Source organism: Nonomuraea sp. NPDC049695 (assembly GCF_040674955.1).
In the GTDB taxonomy this organism is placed as follows: domain Bacteria; phylum Actinomycetota; class Actinomycetes; order Streptosporangiales; family Streptosporangiaceae; genus Nonomuraea; species Nonomuraea helvata.
On record NZ_JBFANV010000032.1, the window covers coordinates 53,722 to 71,820 of the forward strand.

16 protein-coding genes are annotated in these 18,099 nt (G+C 72.1%); 7 read left to right on the plus strand and 9 right to left on the minus strand.

Features of this window, described 5'->3' with window-relative positions:
* The first annotated feature begins 29 nt into the window (after positions 1-29).
* The 6 genes from AB0J64_RS26430 to AB0J64_RS26455 all read left to right on the plus strand — a co-directional run bounded on the left by AB0J64_RS26430 (position 30) and on the right by AB0J64_RS26455 (position 6,485).
* On the plus strand, positions 30-797 hold the full coding sequence (locus tag AB0J64_RS26430; RefSeq protein ID WP_364031958.1) for a FadR/GntR family transcriptional regulator: 768 nt from the start codon (positions 30-32) through the stop codon (positions 795-797).
* 303 nt (positions 798-1,100) lie between these two features.
* The gene (locus AB0J64_RS26435; RefSeq protein ID WP_364031961.1) at positions 1,101-2,423 is read left to right on the plus strand and encodes a CoA transferase; all 1,323 of its coding nucleotides are present in this window, start codon (positions 1,101-1,103) and stop codon (positions 2,421-2,423) included.
* Positions 2,420-3,160: a 3-oxoacyl-ACP reductase FabG gene (gene fabG, locus AB0J64_RS26440; RefSeq protein WP_364031964.1), complete on the plus strand. Its 741-nt coding sequence runs from the start codon at positions 2,420-2,422 to the stop codon at positions 3,158-3,160. The genes AB0J64_RS26435 and fabG overlap by 4 nt, the downstream gene beginning before the upstream one ends.
* Positions 3,157-4,017, plus strand: a complete 861-nt coding sequence (locus AB0J64_RS26445) for a MaoC family dehydratase N-terminal domain-containing protein (RefSeq protein ID WP_364031967.1) — start codon at positions 3,157-3,159, stop codon at positions 4,015-4,017. Before fabG ends, AB0J64_RS26445 begins: the two co-directional genes overlap by 4 nt.
* On the plus strand, positions 4,010-5,572 hold the full coding sequence (locus AB0J64_RS26450; RefSeq protein WP_364031970.1) for an acyl-CoA dehydrogenase family protein: 1,563 nt from the start codon (positions 4,010-4,012) through the stop codon (positions 5,570-5,572). The genes AB0J64_RS26445 and AB0J64_RS26450 overlap by 8 nt, the downstream gene beginning before the upstream one ends.
* Before the next feature lie 7 nt (positions 5,573-5,579).
* Positions 5,580-6,485: an oxidoreductase gene (locus tag AB0J64_RS26455; RefSeq protein WP_364031973.1), complete on the plus strand. Its 906-nt coding sequence runs from the start codon at positions 5,580-5,582 to the stop codon at positions 6,483-6,485.
* A 65-nt stretch (positions 6,486-6,550) separates the two neighbouring features.
* Here the strand turns inward: AB0J64_RS26455 and AB0J64_RS26460 are convergent, their stop codons facing one another.
* The 8 genes from AB0J64_RS26460 to AB0J64_RS26495 form a co-directional block, all read right to left on the minus strand.
* Positions 6,551-7,741: an ABC transporter permease gene (locus AB0J64_RS26460; RefSeq protein WP_364031976.1), complete on the minus strand. Its 1,191-nt coding sequence runs from the start codon at positions 7,739-7,741 to the stop codon at positions 6,551-6,553.
* A 74-nt stretch (positions 7,742-7,815) separates the two neighbouring features.
* Positions 7,816-8,481 carry an ABC transporter ATP-binding protein gene (locus AB0J64_RS26465; RefSeq protein WP_344985854.1) on the minus strand — a complete coding sequence of 222 codons (666 nt, stop codon included), beginning with the start codon at positions 8,479-8,481 and terminating at the stop codon, positions 7,816-7,818.
* Complete coding sequence (locus tag AB0J64_RS26470; protein ID WP_364031980.1) at positions 8,478-9,575, minus strand: peptidoglycan-binding protein; 1,098 nt, start codon at positions 9,573-9,575, stop codon at positions 8,478-8,480. The genes AB0J64_RS26465 and AB0J64_RS26470 overlap by 4 nt, the downstream gene beginning before the upstream one ends.
* Positions 9,572-10,081 (minus strand): hypothetical protein, encoded by a 510-nt coding sequence (locus AB0J64_RS26475; RefSeq protein ID WP_364031983.1) that lies wholly within the window; start codon positions 10,079-10,081, stop codon positions 9,572-9,574. The genes AB0J64_RS26470 and AB0J64_RS26475 overlap by 4 nt, the downstream gene beginning before the upstream one ends.
* A complete protein-coding gene (locus AB0J64_RS26480) occupies positions 10,078-10,896 on the minus strand; it encodes an ABC transporter permease (protein WP_364031986.1) in 819 nt (272 codons plus the stop codon). The genes AB0J64_RS26475 and AB0J64_RS26480 overlap by 4 nt, the downstream gene beginning before the upstream one ends.
* 2 nt (positions 10,897-10,898) lie before the next feature.
* On the minus strand, positions 10,899-11,786 hold the full coding sequence (locus tag AB0J64_RS26485) for an ABC transporter ATP-binding protein (RefSeq protein ID WP_364031989.1): 888 nt from the start codon (positions 11,784-11,786) through the stop codon (positions 10,899-10,901).
* Positions 11,783-13,132 carry a MinD/ParA family protein gene (locus tag AB0J64_RS26490; protein WP_364031992.1) on the minus strand — a complete coding sequence of 450 codons (1,350 nt, stop codon included), beginning with the start codon at positions 13,130-13,132 and terminating at the stop codon, positions 11,783-11,785. Before AB0J64_RS26490 ends, AB0J64_RS26485 begins: the two co-directional genes overlap by 4 nt.
* 225 nt (positions 13,133-13,357) lie before the next feature.
* Positions 13,358-13,969, minus strand: coding sequence for a response regulator transcription factor (locus AB0J64_RS26495; protein WP_364031995.1), 612 nt, complete (start codon positions 13,967-13,969; stop codon positions 13,358-13,360).
* A 504-nt stretch (positions 13,970-14,473) separates the two neighbouring features.
* Between AB0J64_RS26495 and AB0J64_RS26500 the strand changes: the two genes are divergently transcribed.
* Positions 14,474-17,041, plus strand: a complete 2,568-nt coding sequence (locus tag AB0J64_RS26500) for a BTAD domain-containing putative transcriptional regulator (RefSeq protein ID WP_364031998.1) — start codon at positions 14,474-14,476, stop codon at positions 17,039-17,041.
* Here AB0J64_RS26500 and AB0J64_RS26505 read toward each other — a convergent pair.
* The gene (locus tag AB0J64_RS26505; RefSeq protein ID WP_364032001.1) at positions 17,038-17,964 is read right to left on the minus strand and encodes an ATP-binding cassette domain-containing protein; all 927 of its coding nucleotides are present in this window, start codon (positions 17,962-17,964) and stop codon (positions 17,038-17,040) included. The two genes, AB0J64_RS26500 and AB0J64_RS26505, sit on opposite strands and share 4 nt — an antisense overlap.
* Between the last annotated feature and the right edge of the window lie 135 nt (positions 17,965-18,099).

Sequence of the window (18,099 nt, forward strand, 5' to 3'; positions counted from 1 at the left end):
GTTCACCGAACGCGCGGATGGGGGTTGCGTTGACTGAGCAAGCGACGACGGATCCATGGGATGCGCCGCCGCCGGGCGGGGCCGCAAAGCGGCCGCCGCGCCGCGTTCGCGGGGCCAAACTGGGCACCACCGTGGTCGAGCAGCTCGTCGACGACATCGTCCGCGGCGCGCTCCGGCCGGGCGCGTCACTGCCGCCCGAGGCCGACCTCTGCGAGGAGTTCGGGGTCAGCCGGACGGTGATCCGCGAGTCCGTCAAGGTGATCCAGGAGAAGGGCCTGGTCAGGATCGAGCACGGCCGCGGCACCCAGGTCACCGACCCCCGTCAGTGGAACCTGCTGGACGACGTCGTGCTCACCGCCGTGATCGCGCACGACAAGAACGTGACGTTCCTGGACGAGCTGGTGGCCGTACGCACGGCTCTGGAGGCCGAGATGGCCGCCGCCGCGGCCCTGGCGCGCACCCCCGGTGACGAGGAGCGCATCGACGCCGAGCTCGCGGTCATGCGGGCCAACCTCGCCTCGACGCCCGACTTCGCCGCGGCGGACGTGCGCTTCCACGACATGATCATGGCCGCGTCCGGCAACCGGCTGGGGCGGGCCATCGTCAACAGCATCCACGACAAGGCCCGGACCAGCATGCTCTACCACGGGGAGTACAACGAGGCGGTGATGCGGCAGACGCTGGACGAACACCAGGCGATCAAGGACGCGATCGCGGCCGGCGACCCGGAAGCGGCGGCCGCGGCGATGCGCCGGCACATCACCGACTCCTGGACCCGCCGCCGCCCGACACCCTGACAGGGCGCCACGGCGTAGGACTCCCGTAGCCAGGGGGCGATGACGCGGGGCACAGCCGGTGCCGGTATTTCTGCGCGGTGCCGTAGGACGGCTGGGAGCTACCTTCCTCGGGTGCACGTGAGCCGGCGCACGCCGCCACGTCGGCCGGAGGCGCTCCCACCCTCGCCTCCGGCCCAACACGCGTCGAAGGCATGGTCTGGCCTGAGTCCCGGACTCGGGTGGATCATGGCATTGGTCACCGATCCGGGCCGCGCGCCCGAATCGGACCGCTGACCGGCCCACGACCACGCCAGGAGACCCACGGTGGAGAGCGAAGCGTTCGGGGACACGGCCTCCGAGGAGAGGGGGCCGGTGACGGACGCGACCGGGCCGCGGCGCTCGCGGCCGCTGCGCGGCATGCGGATCATCGAGATCTCGACGTACGTGGCCACCCCGTTGAGCGGGATGACGCTGGCGCAGCTGGGCGCGGACGTGATCCGGATCGAGCCCATCGGCGGCGCCCCCGACCGCACCCGCCGGCCGCTGGCCGAGAGCGGGACGAGCCTGTACTGGTCCGGGCTCAACAAGGGCAAGCGCGCCATCGAGGTGGACCTGTCGTCAGAGGGGGGCCGCCGGCTCGTGGCCGACCTGGTCGTCAGCGGAGGGCGGCGCGGCGGGATCGTGGTCAGCAACTCCGGACGGCACCCGGAGCTGGCCTTCGAGGCGCTGCGCGAGCGCCGCCCCGACGTGATCCACGTGCTGCTCACCGGCCGCAGGAACGGCGAGACCGCCGTGGACTACACCGTGCAGGCGGCCACCGGTTTCCCCCTGCTGACCGGCCCGGAGGAGGCGGCGCAGCCGGTGAACAGCGTGGTGCCCGCCTGGGACCTGGCCGCCGGCCTCTACGTGACGGTCGGGCTGCTGGCCGCGGAGCGGCACCGCCTGCTGACGGGCGAGGGGCAGCAGGTGCGCGTCGCGCTGGAGGACGTCGCGCTGGCGACCGCCGGGAACCTCGGCTACCTCGCCGAGGCACAGCTGAGCGGCACCCCGCGCGAGCGCTGCGGCAACTACGTCTACGGCACCTTCGGCCGCGACTTCGCCACCGCCGACGGCGGGCGGCTGATGGTCGTGGCGCTCACCGCCCGGCACTGGCAGGACCTCCTCGCCGCGACCGGCCTCGCCGAGGTGGTCTCCGCGCTGGCCGGCGCACTCGGGGTGGACTTCGGCGAGGAGTCGGTACGTTACCGGCACCGCAAGCTGCTCGGCGACCTGCTCGCCGGCTGGTTCGGGACGCGTACGCGCGCCGAGGCCGAGTCGGCGCTGCGCGCCACCCGCGTGCTGTGGTCGGCGTACCGGAGCTTCGCCGAGCTGGCGGCCCTGCTGCCCGAGAGCCCGCTGATGGGGAAGGTCACGCAGCCCGGGGTCGGCGAGCACTGGGCGCCGGGATCGCCCGTGGTGATGGACGGGGAGCAGACGCCGCCCGAGACGTCCCCGCAGGTCGGCGAGCACACCGGCGAGGTGCTGCGCGCCGAGCTCGGGCTGTCCGCCGCCGAGCTCGCGAAGCTGCGGGAGAACGGCGTCATCCGGGACCCGGGCGGGCATCAACGAGATCGCGACCCACGAACGAGAGAAGCTGATCAACCATGACGCTACTCGCCGGCAAGACCGCGGTCGTCACCGGCGGCGCCCAGGGCATCGGCCTGGCCATCGCGGAGGTCTTCGTCAAGGAAGGCGCGAAGGTCGTACTCGGCGACCTGAACCTGGACGCCGCGGAGGCGGCGGCCAAGGAGCTCGGCGGCCCCGCGGTGGCCCGCGCCGTGCGGTGCGACGTCACGAACGCCTCCGACATGGACGCCCTGATCGGGGCCGCGCTGGAGGCCTTCGGCTCGCTGGACGTCATGGTCAACAACGCCGGGATCACCCGTGACGCGACGCTGCGGACGATGACCGAGGAGCAGTTCGACCAGGTCATCGACGTACACCTCAAGGGCGCCTGGAACGGCACGCGCAAGGCGGCCGCGATCATGCGCGAGCAGGGGAGCGGCGCGATCGTGAACATCTCCTCGCTGTCGGGCAAGGTCGGCCTGGTGGGCCAGACCAACTACTCCGCCGCCAAGGCCGGCATCGTCGGCCTGTCCAAGGCCGCCGCCAAGGAGCTGGCGCACCACGGCGTGCGGGTCAACGTCATCCAGCCGGGCCTGATCCGTACGGCCATGACCGAGGCGATGCCGCAGAAGGCGTGGGACCAGAAGATGGCCGAGATCCCGATGCGGCGCGCGGGCGAGGCGCACGAGGTCGCCACCGTCGCGCTGTTCCTGGCTTCCAGCCTGTCCTCCTACATGACGGGCGCGGTGCTGGAAGTCACCGGCGGGCGGTTCATGTGAGCTGGGCGCCGCACACCATCGTCACGACCGAGACGCTCGACCCCCATCCCGTCGCGGCGCTGTCGGCCCTGTTCGACGACGGCACGCCCGCGGCCGGCCCGGGGGACGCCCTGCCGCCGCTGTGGCACTGGCTCGCACTGGCCCGCTGGCCGGTCTCGTCCGCGCTCGGGGTGGACGGGCATCCGGCGCGCGGGTCGTTCCTGCCTCCGGTGGAGCTGCCGCGGCGGATGTTCGCGGGCGGCGAGGTCGTCTTCCACGCGCCGCTGACGGTGGGGAGCACGGTGCGCCGCGAGTCGTCCGTGGAGTCGGTCACCGAGAAGTCCGGGCGCTCGGGCAAGCTGGTCGTCGTGGCGGTCGCCATCAGGCTGTACGACGAGAGCGGCCGGCTGGCGATCGAGGAGCGGCAGGACCTCGTCTACCGCGACTCCGGAGCCGTCGCCCCCGCCATGGAGCCGGCTGTCCTGGACCCTGCCGGCGCGCCCCTGACCCGGGCCGGGGAATGGGCGTGGGATCTCGCCACGGACCCCACGCTGTTGATGCGGTTCAGCGCGGCGACGTCCAACCCGCACCGCATCCACTACGACTGGCCGTACGCCACCCGCGTGGAGGGCTATCCCGGCCTGGTGGTGCACGGGCCGCTGATGACGCTCGCCCTGGCGGAGATGCTGCGCCTGGAGGGGCACACCGGTCGGGTCCGGCGCATGCGCCACAGGAACCGCAGGCCGCTCTTCTGCGGCCGGCCCGCGCGGCTGCGACGGGTCGAGGACGCCGAACCCCTCACTCTCGGCGTGTTCGGGCCGGATCCCGAGCCCCACAGCACCTTGACGATCGACCAGGAGGGCACCGGCCATGGGTGACGCGGCCACCGGCGCGCGGGCCGTCGTCGACGTGCTGCGGTCCGTCGTCGCCGAGGCGGCGGCGCACCTCGCCCCCGGGGAGCAGGACCAGGCTGTGGCGTACGACGTGGCGTCGATCTCGTCGGCGGTCGCGGCGGCCGCCGAGCTCCTGGAGCACGACGCGGACCTGGCGCTGCTGTACGCCGCCGACGTCGCCGCCGACCTGGCCGGCCGGATGACCGGCAGGCAGGCCCAGTGGGGCGTGGGCAGGACGGCGTTGGATCGCGTCGAGGCCCACCTCGCCGCCGGACGCGACCCGGCGTTCCTGGAACGCGTGGCCGAGCGGGTCATGGCCACCGGCGAGGCGGGGCCGCGGCACCTGCCCGACGAGCTGCGGCTGGTCCGCTCGGCCTTCCGCGAGTTCGCCGAGGACCGGGTGGTCCCGGTCGCGGACCGGATCCACCGCGACGACGAGGACATCCCGGCCGACATCATCGACGGGCTCGCGGACATGGGGTGCTTCGGGCTGTCCATCCCGGCCGCGTACGGCGGCGCCGCCGAGGGCGGCGACCTGCTCAGCATGGTCGTGGTGACCGAGGAGCTCTCCCGCGCCTCGCTCGGCGCCGCCGGCTCGCTCATCACCCGCCCTGAGATCATCGCCACCGCGATCGTCCGTGGCGGCACCGAGGAGCAGAAGCGGCGCTGGCTGCCGCCGATCGCCTCGGGCGACAGGCTCTGCGCGGTCGCGGTGACCGAGCCGAACCACGGCTCCGACGTCGCCGCCATCACCACCGCCGCGGTCAGGGACGGCGACGCATGGGTGCTGAACGGCGTCAAGACCTGGTGCACCTTCGCCGGCCGCGCGCACTACCTCCTGGTCCTGGCCCGCACCGATCCGTCAGGACATCGCGGCCTGTCGCTCTTCGTGGTGGAGAAGCCGTCCTTCACCGGTCACGAATGGCGGCTCACCCAGGAGGGCGGCGGAGCCGTCGAGGGGCGCGCGATCCGTACCCTCGGCTACCGGGGCATGCACTCGTTCGAGGTCCGCTTCGACCGCTGGCGCGTCCCCGCAGGGAACCTGATCGGCCTGGACGAGGGCCTCGGGCGCGGGTTCTACCTGCAGATGCAGGCGTTCGCCAACGCGCGGCTGCAGACCGCCGCCCGGGCCGTGGGGGTCATGCAGGCGGCGCTCGAGCGCGCCGTCGGCTACGCGCGGCAGCGGTCGGTCTTCGGCCGGCCCCTCGACGGCTACCAGCTGACCCGCACCAAGATCGCCAGAATGGCCGCGTTGATCGCCGCGTGCCGCGCCTTCACGTACGCGGCGGCCCGCGCCGTGGCGGGCGGCGACGGCCAGCTGGAGGCCGCGCAGGTCAAGCAGCTCGCCTGCCGGGCGGCCGAATGGGTCACCAGGGAGGCCCAGCAGCTGCACGGCGGCTACGGGTACGCGGAGGAGTACAGCGTCTCGCGGCTGTTCGTGGACGCCCGGGTGCTGTCCATCTTCGAGGGCGCCGACGAGGTGCTCGCCCTGCGCGTCATCGCCCGCCGCCTGACGGCACACGCCACCGAGCGGCCATAATCTCCGGATGTCCTCAGAACAGATCACCGCGGCGGCGTCGGGCTCCTGGCAGCTGGGCGACCTGACGGTCAACCGCGTCGGCCTGGGCGCCATGCGGCTGGCCCAGCACGGCCAGGCGCTCACGGCCGACGCCGTCCCGATGGACCGCGCCCGTGCGATCGCCGTGCTGCGGCGGGCGGTGGAGCTGGGCGTGAACCACATCGACACCGCCGCGTTCTACTTCTCGCCGCTGCGCTCGGCCAACGAGCTCATCAACCACGCGCTCGCCCCGTACCCCGACGATCTGGTCATCGCCACCAAGGTCGGACCCGCCCGGGACTCCTCCGGCGAATGGCTGCCGCCCGCCACCCCGGGTCAGCTGCGCGGCCAGGTCGAGGAGAACCTCCGCCAGCTCGGCCGCGACCACCTCGACGTGGTCTACCTGCGCGTGACCGGTCCCGGCTCCGTCGCCGAGCACTTCGGCGCGCTGGCCGAGCTGCGCGAGGCCGGGCTGATCCGCCACCTGGGCCTGTCCGCCGTCGGCCCGGACCAACTCGCCGAGGCCCAGGCCATCGCCCCGGTGGTGTGCGTGCAGAACTCCTACGGCATCGGCGTCCGGCCGGGGCGGGACGACTTCGTCCGCGCCTGCGGTGAGCAAGGAGTGGCGTTCGTGCCGTTCTTCGCGATCGCCGCCGCCGGCCGCGAGGCGGGCGCGAGCGGCGCCGACAGCGACACGGTGCTGAACGTCGCCCGCGAGCTCGGGGTCAGCGCGGCGCAGGTACGGCTGGCGTGGACCTTGCACCGCGGGCCGCACGTGCTGGCGATCCCCGGCACCGGCGACCCTGACCACCTGGTCGCGAACGTGGCCGCGGGGGCGCTGCGCCTGCCGGCGGAGCAGCTGGCGGCCCTGGACGCCGTGCACAAGGCGGCCTGACCGCGACTCCACACGGCGGCTGCCCCGTTCGCCGGCCTGCGCCCGTCCCGCCGGTCGAAACGCTGTCAGGCGCTCAGGGCCACGGTCGGAGGGACGCGGGCCGCGCGGAGCGCCGGATAAATGCCCGCCAGCGCGCCGATCACCACCGTGATGCCCAGCCCGCCGCCCAGCGCCCACAGCGGCACCACCGTCGGCAGCCCGTTGAGCTGGGCATAGACGAACGTGGCCAGCGCCCCCAGCAGCACCCCCGCCCCGCCGCCGAAGGCCGACAGCAGCAGCGCCTCGACCAGGAACTGGTTGCGTACCTGAGCCCTGGTGGCCCCGAACGACCTGCGCAGGCCGATCTCCCTGCGCCGCTCCAGCACCGCGACCACCATCGTGTTGGCCACCCCCACGCCACCGACGAACAGGGCGACCGCCCCCAGCCCGAGCATGAGCCCGGTGAACGCGCCCGCCGCGGCGGCCTTGGCCTTCAACGCGTCCGACGGCCGGCTCACCTTGGCCTCGTTCGGGTTCTCCGGGCTGACCGTGCGGGCCAGCACCGCCCGTACACTCTCCACCGCCTCGTCGGCCGAGCGCTCGTAGACGGTGGTGGGGTGGCCGTCATGGTTCAGGTACTCCTTGGCCGCGGGGAAGCCCACCAGCGCCGACCGCTCGATCTCCTCGGCCAGCGGTGTCTTGTCCAGGACGCCGATGACCGTGAACCACCTGTTGTCAATCCAGACTTGGGCGTTGGGGGTGAGCAGGCCGAGCCGTTCGGCGGCCACCGCGCCGAGCACCACCACGGGCTGGCGTTCGGTGGCGGCGTTGAGCCAGGTGCCCTGGCGGACCCGGCCGTCGAGCGTGGTGAGCAGGTCGAGGCTGGTGGCCTGGACCGTGATGCCCAGCGAGATGCCGCTGGGGATGAGGTCGTTGCGGCGGACCGTGGTGCCGGTCTCGGCGGTCTGGCTCGCGCTGGTGACACCGTCGATGCGCTTGACCATCTCGGCGGCGTTCTTGGAGAGCTTGACCTTGTCGCCGAAGAGGCTGTCGCCCGGGGAGACCCTGAGCAGGTTGGTGCCGAGCTCGTCGAGCTGGCGCAGGAGCTTCGCCTGGCTGGAGGCCGAGATGCCGACCACCGTGACCATGGTGGCGATGCCGATCGCGATGCCCAGCGCGGCGAGGATCGCCCGGGCGGGCCTGGCACGCAGGCCCGAGGTGCCGAGCCGGGCCATGTCCGTCGTCCGCAGCCGCGCCGGACGCAGCGCCGTGCTCATGAATCCCCCCGCAGCGTGCTCACGAAATCCCCGCCGTGCTCATGAATCCCCCCGCCGTCCGCGTGGTCCCGCCGTCATGAGACCTCGGATCTGACCAGGCCGTCGCGTACGCGGATGCGCCGCGGACAGGCCATGGCCACCTCGGTGTCATGCGTGATGATCGCGATCGTGATGCCCCGCGCGTTCAACGTCCGGAACAGCGACAGCACCTCGGCGCCCGCCTCGGAGTCCAGGTTGCCGGTGGGCTCGTCGGCGAGCAGCAGCGGCGGCCGCCCCGCCACCGCGCGGGCGACCGCCACCCGCTGCATCTGCCCGCCGGACAGCTGGTTCGGCCGGTGGCCCAGGCGGTGGGAGAGCCCTACCAGGTCGAGCGCCACCTCGGCCCGTTCCCGCCGCTGCCGCCTGGACAGGCCGGTGTAGAGCAGGCCGTCGGCGACGTTGTCCAGCGCGGACAGGCTGGGGGAGAGGTGGAACTGCTGGAAGACGAAGCCGATGAAGCGGGCGCGGAGCGCCGAGAGCTGGCTGTCGGACAGCGTGCTCACATCGTAGCCGGCCACCCGTACGGTGCCCGAGGTCGGCCGGTCGAGGGTGCCCGCGATCTGCAGGAGCGTGGACTTGCCCGAGCCGGACGGGCCGACGATGGAGACCATCTCGCCCTTGCGGATGGTCAGGTCCACGTTGCGGAGCGCGTGCACCCGGCCGTACGTCTTGCTGACGCCGCGGATCTCCAGGACGTTCATCGGCCCGACACCGTCACCTTCACGCCCTCGGCCAGCCCGGGGCCGCTCACCTCGACCCGGCCGTTGCCGAACGCGCCGGTCCGCACCGGCACCCGCCTGGCCGCGCCCTGATCGACGATCTCGATGCCGTAGCCGCCCTCGGGCAGCGCCAGCAGCGCCTCCACCGGCACGGTGAGCACGTTCTCGGCCCGCTGCCTGGTCAGCTCGACGGTCACCGGCGCCTCGTCCAGCGACCCGAGAGACTTGGCGGCGACCTTGATCTCGACCTCGACCGTGGCGCTCTTCTCCTGGTTGTCGGAGCCCTTGGCCACCTGGGCGACCTTGGCCACCTTGCTGATCCTGCCGGTGACGCCCCTGCCGTCGGCCAGCTTGACGGTGACCTTCCTGCCCTTCTTGGCCAGGTCCTGCTTGTCGGCGTCCAGGTTGATGCGGACCAGGCGGTCGGTGGCGGTGATGTCCAGGATCGGCCGCACGGCGCCGACCTGGTCGCCGACCTCCACGTTCGTCTTGGCGACGCGGACCGCCTCCGGCAGGAAGACGACGTCCGCCGTGGTCACCTTCCCGGTCCGTTCCATCCCGTTCTTCTTCTGCCATCGCCGTACGGCACGGGCCGTCGCGTCGGTGAAGCGGTTGTCCACCGTCACGCCGCGGCCGAAGCCGAGGGCGCGCAGGTTCTGCTCGAGCTGCTTGACGTCCGGGCCCTTCTTGGCCCCGTCCTTGAGCGTCCGGTACGCGGGGAGCTTGCCGTACATGAGGACGCGCGGGCGGCGGTCCACGGCGTAGAAGCTCTTGCCGCGCCTGATGACCTGGCCCTCCGCCGGCAGACTGGTGATCGTCCCCCCGGACGCTGACTTGATCGTACGGCTGTCGGCGTAGGTGAGCTTGCCGTCCACGCTCTCCTCGTCCACCAGGTCGCCGCGCGTGATCGCCGCGGTGGCCGCCGAGACAGGCCGCGCGGTCGGCGTGGGCGCCACCTTCGCCTGCGGACCGGTGTCGAACAGCGCCGCCGAGGCGAACACGCCGCCCGCGGTGACCGCGCTGCCGACGACCACGGTGCCCAGGGCCGCCAAGGCTCCCTTGAGTGCCCCGTTCACTGGCCGCCCTCCATCCCCGGTATCAGCTTGGCGCAGGCCTCCGCCGCCTTCTGCAGCTTCGGGTCGTCGGGGTCGAGGTTGTTGTTGACCTGGGGCGGGTCGGGCATGTCGATGCCCTGCTCCCGCATGCACCGCGCGTACTGGATGAGCTGGTCGCGGGCCTTCGGGTCATTGAGGGGGTTGGGGATCTGGGAGGCGTACTTCTCACACGCCTTCACGGCCTTCTCCAAGGTCGCCTGATCCCCGGTGTACTTCCACGTCTTCTCCTCGGGAGAGCCGGGGTCGGGCACGTCGATGCCGTTCTGGCGCAGACACTGGGCGAGCTTGAGCATCGCGTCGTTCGCGTCGCCCGCCGCCGTCGGCGCCGCCTTGGGCGCGGCCTTCTTGGCGACGGCGGCCTGCGGGGTGCCGGCGATGGCGATCGCGATGGGGTGCCGCTCGTCCCGCTGCGCGCACCCGCCGACCAGCAGTACGAGCGCGGCCATGCCTGCCAGTACTCGTTTCATGACGTACCTTCCCAGTCGAAGACCCGCCTGGTCATGACGTTCACGACGACGGCGGTGGCGAGCAGCCCGGCCACGGCGGGCCAGGTGTCCGCCAGCCGCCCCTGATAGGCGTGGAAGACGAAATCGTTGAGCTGGGCCAGCGGGTTGACCGTGGTGACCTGGTAGAACCACGGCGCCACGCCCTCCCAGCCCTCGCGCGGCACGCCGAGCCCGCTGCCGAGGAACAGCAGCGCGAAGCAGAGCGGCGCGGCGACCCTGGCCCCCGTGCGCGACATCCGCAGGCCGCCGAGCAGCAGCCCGGCGCTGACCGAGCAGTACGTCACCACCAGCAGCGCGCCCGCCAGGTACAGCGGGTGCCAGGAGCGGGGCAGGCCGTAAACGACGAAGGTGACGACCATGAAGAGCAGCGTGGACGCCGCCACCAGCGCACCGGCCACGATCGCCTGAGCCGTGAGGTACGACGCCTCCCGCATGCGGGTGCGCCGCAGCCGCCTGAGCATCCCGGTGGCCCGCGTCTCGGACAGGTGCAGCGTGATCACCAGGATCCCGGCCGCGGCGGCGACCGTCCCGGCCATCTCGGGCACCAGCCGGTCGATGACCCTTACCCCCGGCATCGCCCCGAACTCGATCGTGGGGAAGCGGAAGCCGATGACCAGCATCAGCACCAGCAGCACCGCGAACGGCAGGGCGAACACGGCCGCCAGCACGACCGGCGTGCGCAGCAGCAGCGCCAGCTGCGCGCGTACGAGGGTCCACACCGTCCCGGTCACCCGCACGTCACCCGCGGGCCGTTCGGTCAAGGTTGTCGCGGCCATCCTCATGCCTCCAAGGCGGCAGGCTCGGGCACGGCCGACAGCGTGAGATAGGCGTCCCTGAGCGTGGGCGGGCGAATCGACCAGACCCGGTCGCCGCTCATCGGCGACAGGTCCTGGATGGCGGCCTCCAGTGCCGGGCGCGAGCCGTACAGGTAGGTGGCGGCCGCGCCGCGCAGCACCCGCACGTCACGGAGCCGGTCCACCCGCAGGTGCGGGGGCACGCCCATGACGTACGTCGAGCCGAGCAGCTTGATCAGCCGGCTCGGCGTGCCCTCGGCCAGTACGCGGCCCGCGCGCAGCAGGACCACCCGGTCGGCCAGCCGCTCGGCTTGGGCCAGGTCGTCGAGCACGACGCAGACGCCGCCGTAAGCGGCGCGCACCTCGTCGACGGCCTGCTCGATGCGGCGCCTGCTGCCCTCCCCGAGGCCGGCGGTCGGGTCGTCCAGCAGGACCAGCTCGGGGTTGCCCACGAGGGCCAGGCCGATCATGACCCGCCTGCGCTGGCCGTCGGTGAGGCGGCCGAAGCGCTTGGGCAGCAGCGGCTCCAGGTCGAGCAGGTCGACCAGGCGCCCCGGCAGGCCGCGCGTCCCGTACAGGCGGGAGAGCAGCCGCAGGGCCTCGGCGACCTTCATCCGGGCCGGGAGGGCCTCACCTCGCAGGGCGGCGCCCAGCCCCGGCGGGCGCCGGTCACCGGGGCCGACCGTCACGCCCAGCAGCTCGATGTGGCCCGCGTCCGGCTCGCCCGTGCCGGCCAGGCACTCCATCAGCGTGGCGCCGCCGTTGCCCGGCGGGCCGACCACGCAGACGACCTCGCCGCGCTCGACGGTGAACGACACCTCCTCCAGGCCCGGCGATCTGGACAGGTCGGTGACGCTGAGCAGGGAGGTCATGTGGCCGCTCCCGGGCCGAAGCGGTCGGCGATGGTGGCCCCCACCTCCAGGTACATGTCCCGGGTGGCGGTGCGCAGCAGGTCGAGGTCGACCTCCGAGCCCTGCTCCAGGTGCGGGTCGAACGGCACGCCGATCACCGCCCGGCAGCGCTTGGTGAAGTGGTCCTTCAGCTCGTTGATGTTGACGGCGCTTCTCCGCGGGTTCTTCACCGCTGACAGCACCACCACGGCGCTCGCGGCGAGGTCCTGGTGACCGTGGGCCTGCAGCCAGTCGAGGGTGGCCGACGCGGACCTGGCGCCGTCCACGGTGACCGGGCTGACCAGGACGATCTGGTCGGACATGTCCAGGATCGCGCTCATCGCGGAGTGGAGCATGCCGGTGCCGCAGTCGGTGATGGCGATCGAGTAGAACCGCTCCAGGATCTGCGCGACCGCGCGGTAGTCGTCGGCGTTGAACGCCTCGGAAATGGCGGGATCCCGGTCGGAGGCCAGCACCTCGAGCCGCGAGGGCGCCTGGGAGGTGTACGAGCGCACGTCGGCGTAGCGCCAGATGCCCGCGCGGTCGTTGAGCAGGTGCCGTACGGTGGCCGGCGACTCCACCCGGAGCTTCTCCGACAGGGTGCCCCGGTCCGGGTTGGCGTCGACCGCGATGACGCGGTCGCCCCGATGGTGGGCGAGCGTGGCGCCCAGGCCGATGGTCGTGGTCGTCTTGCCCACGCCGCCCTTGAGGCTCATCACCGCGACCCTGAAGTGGCCCGCGGCGACCGGTTGCCTGATGCGCTCGATCAGCTCCTGGCGGTGTCGTTCCGCCTTGGAGTCCTGGGGATGGATCAGGCCGCCGGTCAGGTTGAAGACGGCCCTGCGCCAGCCACCGACAGGCGGGCGGCGTCGCGTGCGCAGCAGCCGGTCGGGGCGCAGGCTCTCCGAGGACGTGCCGGCCGGCGGGATGTCCGCAGGGGGCGGCGGCCCGGGCTCGCCGTGCTGGGGCGGCGGGAAGACCGGCACCTCGGGCTCGCCGTGCTGAGGCGGCGGGAAGACCGGCACCTCAGGCGCGGCCGGCGCCTCCGGGCGCGGGTGCTCCGGCGGGGTCGGTACGTCAGCGGAGCCCGGGACGGCCGGCGCCGGAGGCGGGCCCCCGGTCGGCGGCGTCCAGGCCGGCGGCTCCCACGCCGGTGGGTTCCAGACCGGCGGGTTGAGCGTGGGCGGCGGGGGGAAGGACCCCAGCCCTTGGAGCGAGCTCAAAGGGTCGATGGGCGGCGTCTTCCTCGTGAGCTCCCCGTCAGCGTCGTCGGCAGCGAAATGTCCGAGCCGCCGGTCATGGCCGTCCCCCGATTCCTGCCACCACATGGGAGGCTCAGGAACAGACGGAGACGGTTCGTCCGCTCCCTTGGACAGGTTCGGCGGCGGATAGCGGATGGTACGCGTGCGATCCGGATCCAGGCCGACTTCTTCCCCGTTTACTTCCACCGTGACCTCGTCGTTGGTGTCGCGCTGAAACCGTTCATCGCGCTCGCCGTGCATGATTCCCGTCCGCGTCTGTGCGACTTGTCTGGATGTGGTTGTCGGATCGCGTCACAGCCAGCCCTGTCGCCGTGCGGTGTGGACGGCTTCGTGATGGCCCTCAGCGTTGAGTTTGGTCATCGCGCTGGAGACGAGCCCGCGTGCCATGGTTTCGGACACGTGGAGCTCGACGGCGATTTTCGTGATCGTGGCCCCGCCACCTGCCAGGCGCAGCGCGTCGCGCTCGTGCTCGGAGAGCGGGCTGTCCGCTGTCGTCATCGAGGCGGCGGCGAGCTCGGTGTCGAGATACCGGCCGCCGGCGGCCACCTTGCGGATCGCCGCCGCCAGCTCGTCGGCGGAGGCGTCCTTGCCGAGAAAACCCCCCACCCCCGCGGCCATCGCCCGGCGAAGGTATCCCGGCCTGCCGAAGCTGGTCAGAACGACGATCGCGCAGCGGCCGCCGATCAGCACGGCGGCGGTCAGGCCGTCGCTGCCGGGCGGCTCGGCGTCGATGACGGCCACGTCGGGCCGGTACCGCCGGACCGCGTCGACGACGTCGTCCCCATGTCCGATCTCGGCGATGACCTGGATGCCCTCCTCCAGGCTGAGCAGGGCGGCCAGCACCCGCCGAGTCTGCTGCTCGTCGATGGCGAGGAGAACTCGGATAGGCGACTCTGTGGACATACCAGGAGTCTGACTCTGGAGCCGTTTTGCCCGGTAGGCGCCTATGTCATTGGGGCGATGTGACATCTATCATGCAGCGAAAGCGACAAACGTATATTTAGCGCTCCTTGCAGGAAAAACGCCTCTGAGAGGTCGCCAAGACGACGGGCATTAAGGTGATCCGAAAGTCAGCTGCAAGTCGTGATCCTCACACTTGTGACAACCGAGGTGAGTACGCCCGAAACGACGACATAGCTATCCGTGTGGGAGATGGTCGGGGAGCGACGGAGGGGACAAGTGCTCTTGATGCACTACGGAATCCTGGGGCAACCGACAATATGGAGACAGGGAAGTGAGATCAGGCTGGCCACCCGTCGATCGCGTGCGGTGCTGGCCCATCTGCTGCTGAGCCCCACGCGCTCGGCATCGGTTGACAGCCTCATTGACGCGATCTATGGCGACTCCCCTACAAAGAGTGCCCGAAATCAGGTCCACCGGGGTGTCGGCGAACTCAGGCGCAGCGGTGTGACGATCGACGTGCACGACAACGTCTACGAGCTTGAGGCGGCAGAGGACGGCATCGACGCCTTCGTGTTCATGCGCATGTACGACCAGGCGTGTCTGCTGGCCGAGAAGCGCGACCACGCCCAGGCCGCCAAGACCCTGGACGCCGCGCTCAAGCTGTGGCGCGGACCTGCGCTTGCCGGTCTGGACAGCGAGGCGTTCGTCACGGAGGCGGCCGTCTGGAACGAACGGCGGCTGGCCGCCGTCGAGGCCCGCATCGACGCGGACCTGGCGCTCGGACGGCACCGCGCGGTGATCGCAGAGCTCCAGCACCTGACCGACCAGCACCCGCTGAAGGAACGCTTCTGGGCCCAGCTCATGATCGCCCTTTACCGTTCCCAGCGGGGCAGTGAGGCGCTGCAGGCCTTCACCGACCTGGAGGAGCAGCTGCGGGAGGAGCTCGGCACGGATCCCGGCCCCACGCTGCGCGACCTGAGGCTCCAGATCCTCCGCCAGGACTCCGCGCTGGAGCTGCCGCATCCCGTCATGGACCTGCCCAGGCAGCTGCCCGCCCGTCCGGGCGTGCTGGCCGGGCGGGACGGCGAGGTACGCCGCATCATCGAGGGACTGACCGAGCGGGGGACCTCACCCCTGGTGGTGGTCACCGGCTCGGGAGGCGTCGGCAAGACCACGGTGAGCCTGGAGGCGGCGCACCGGGTGGCCGGTCGCTTCCCCGACGGGCAGCTGTTCGCCGACGATCTGAGCGATCCCGGCGAGGTGCTGGCGGGCTTCCTGACGGCGCTCGGAGTGGCGGCCGAGGAGATTCCCGAGGGTGTCGGAGCGCGTGCCGCCTTCCTGCGTAGCGTCCTGGCCGTACGTCATGTGCTGATCGTGCTGGACGGCGTGACCGACCCCGGGCAGGTACAGCCTTTCCTCCCGGGGCACGCCGGCTGTGCCGTGCTCGTGACCAGCAGCTCGCCGCTCGCCCTGCCGCGCGACGCCCTCACGGTGACCGTCTCCCGGCTGGAGGCCCCGGCCGCGCGCACCCTGCTGGCCACGGGGGCGGGCCGGCAGCGGATGCAGGCCGAGCCCGCGGCGGCCAACCGGATCGTGGAGCTGTGCGCCGGGCTGCCGGTGGCCCTCGACATCGTGGCGGCCAAGCTGGCCGCCCGGCCGCACCTGACCCTGCAGCGCCTGGCCGAACGCCTGTCCTGCCCGGCGAGGATCCTCGGCGAGCTGCGGTACGGCGGCAAGAGCATCACTCCGGCGCTGATGGCCGGATACGAGGCCCTGCCCGCCGAGTCGCGGTCACTCATCCGCAGGATCGGCTTCCTGGGCATCACCCAACTCACCGCCCCGCTCGCCGCCGCGCTCGCGGACGTGTCCGTGGACACCGCCGAGGTGCTGCTGGAGGAGCTGGCCGAGACCCACTTCGTCACCGCACTCGCGGGCGGCGAGCGCTACCACTGCCACGAGCTGCTGCTCGGCTTCGGTGACGCCCGCGCCCGCATGGAGGATGACGAGCGGGACCTGATCGCGGCCGTGGGACGCGCCTTCGGCGGCTGGCTGGCCATGACCGACGCCGCCCACGCCTCGATGCGCGGCAAGGACAACTCGATACCGCGCGGTACGGCGCCCCGCTACCGGCCCGCCGCGGCCCGGGCGTGGACGGGCGGCGGCTCGGCCTGGTTCGAGGCGAACATCGACATCAACCTCGCCCTCGTACGCCGCGCCGTGGCCTTCCCCGAGACCTGCTGGGAGCTGGCCATCGCGCCGCTGGCGCTCTTCGAGGCGGGCGCCCGCTTCGACGTCTGGCTGGAGTCGCACCAGATCGCCCTGGCCAGTGTCCGGAACGCGGCCAACCTGCGCGGCCAGGCCGTTCTGACGTACTCCCTGGGCTACCGCGCCCTGCTGGTAGGCGACCACACCGGCGCCGCCTGTCACCTGGAGGAGGCGCTGAAGATCTTCCGGCGCCTGGGCGACGAGCACGGCCGCGGGCTGACCCTGCGCCTGGTCGGCGACCTCGACCGCGTCAACCAGGCCCCGATCACGGCGCGGGAGGTCTACCAGGAGGCGGTGGCGGCGCTGCACCGCAGCGGCGACGTGATCGCCGAGGCCGAGGCTCTGGTCGGGCTGGCGTCGGTGCTGCACAGCACGGGGGAGAGGGCCGCGTCGAAGGACTGTCTGGACCGCGCGCTCGGCCTGTGCCGCGACGCGGGCAGCCTGCGCAGCGAGGCCCGCATCCGCCGCGCGGTGGCCATGCACGCGGCCAAGGCCGGGACGCCGGAGAAGGCCTACCCGAAGCTGATCGAGGCACTGGAGATCGCCATCCACATCGGCGATCGGGTGGTGCAGTCGGACATCCTCCTGGATCTGGGTACGACGCGGATCCTGCTGGGCGACCCCAAGGCCGCCTACGACGACCTGGCGACCGCTGAGGAGATCGCCCGGGTCTCGGGGATGCAGCGCACCGCGTCCAGGGCCAAGATGGCCCGCGCCTTCATCCACGGCAACGGCCTGGCTGCCCAGGGCACTCTGAGGACGGGGGCCTCGGGGGCTCCGGGACGGTCATGTGAGGACCGGGTCTAGCAGACCTCGCCCACGATGCCGGCCACGTCCGCGACGGGCGTGTGCACAGCCGGGCCCAGGTCCGGGCTCAGAGCCGCGCTCGGTCCGCTCTCCTCGGTGACGCCGAACAGCGCGATCCCCGCGTCGTGCGCGATCTCGTCCAGCTGGATGGAGGTCAGGCCGCTGATCAGGACGCGCTGCCCGTTGGTGTCGAGGATCTGCCCGCCGGCCCGGCTCACCGCGATCCCCAGGGCCTGCGGCTGGTCCGACAGGACGCTGACGGCCTGCGGCTGGAAGCGGTCGATGAAGGCCCCGGCCGAGCCGCTGCCCACGACGTTGCCCTGCGCGATCACCACCAGATCGTCCACCAGGTCCTCCAGTTCGGCCAGCAGGCGGCTGGCGATGAACACGGTGCGCCCCTCGTCGCGTAAGCCGCGCAGGACGGTCTTGATCCAGGCCATGTTCTCGGCGTCGAGGCCGTTCATGGGCTCGTCCAGGATCACGATCTCCGGGTCGCCGGCCAGCGCGATGGCCAGCGCGAGACGCTGCAGCATGCCGCGGGAGAAGGCACCGGTGCGCCGGCCGGCCGCCTCGGCGAGGCCGACCCGGCCGAGTAACCCCTCGGCGTCCGCTCCGGCGCCGGCCAGCCGGGCCGCCCAGCGCACGCTGTCGATGGCCCGGCGGCCGGGGTGCGCGCAATGGCCGTCCAGCACCGCGCCGACCTTGCGGCCGGGCGCCGGCCACTCGTGGAGCGGCCGGCCGTCGATGAGCGCCGAGCCTGAGGTGGGATGGACGAGCTCGAGGAAAAGGCGGAGCGTCGTCGTTTTGCCCGCCCCATTGGGCCCCAGAAAGCCGGTGACGGCCCCCGCGCGCACCGCGAAGCTGACATTGCTCACCACGTCCAGTGAGCCGAATCGTTTGGTGAGGTTCTCTGCTCGCAGCATCGGCCTCATACTCAGCGCGCCCCATTCCGCTGCCAGCCGAGGGTTGGGGGCGCCATATGGAAATTGCCCGCAATTCCCCGAGTCGGCGCAATCGCGTAGATCACAGCTTGGGGCCACATGTAAACACCGGCTCAA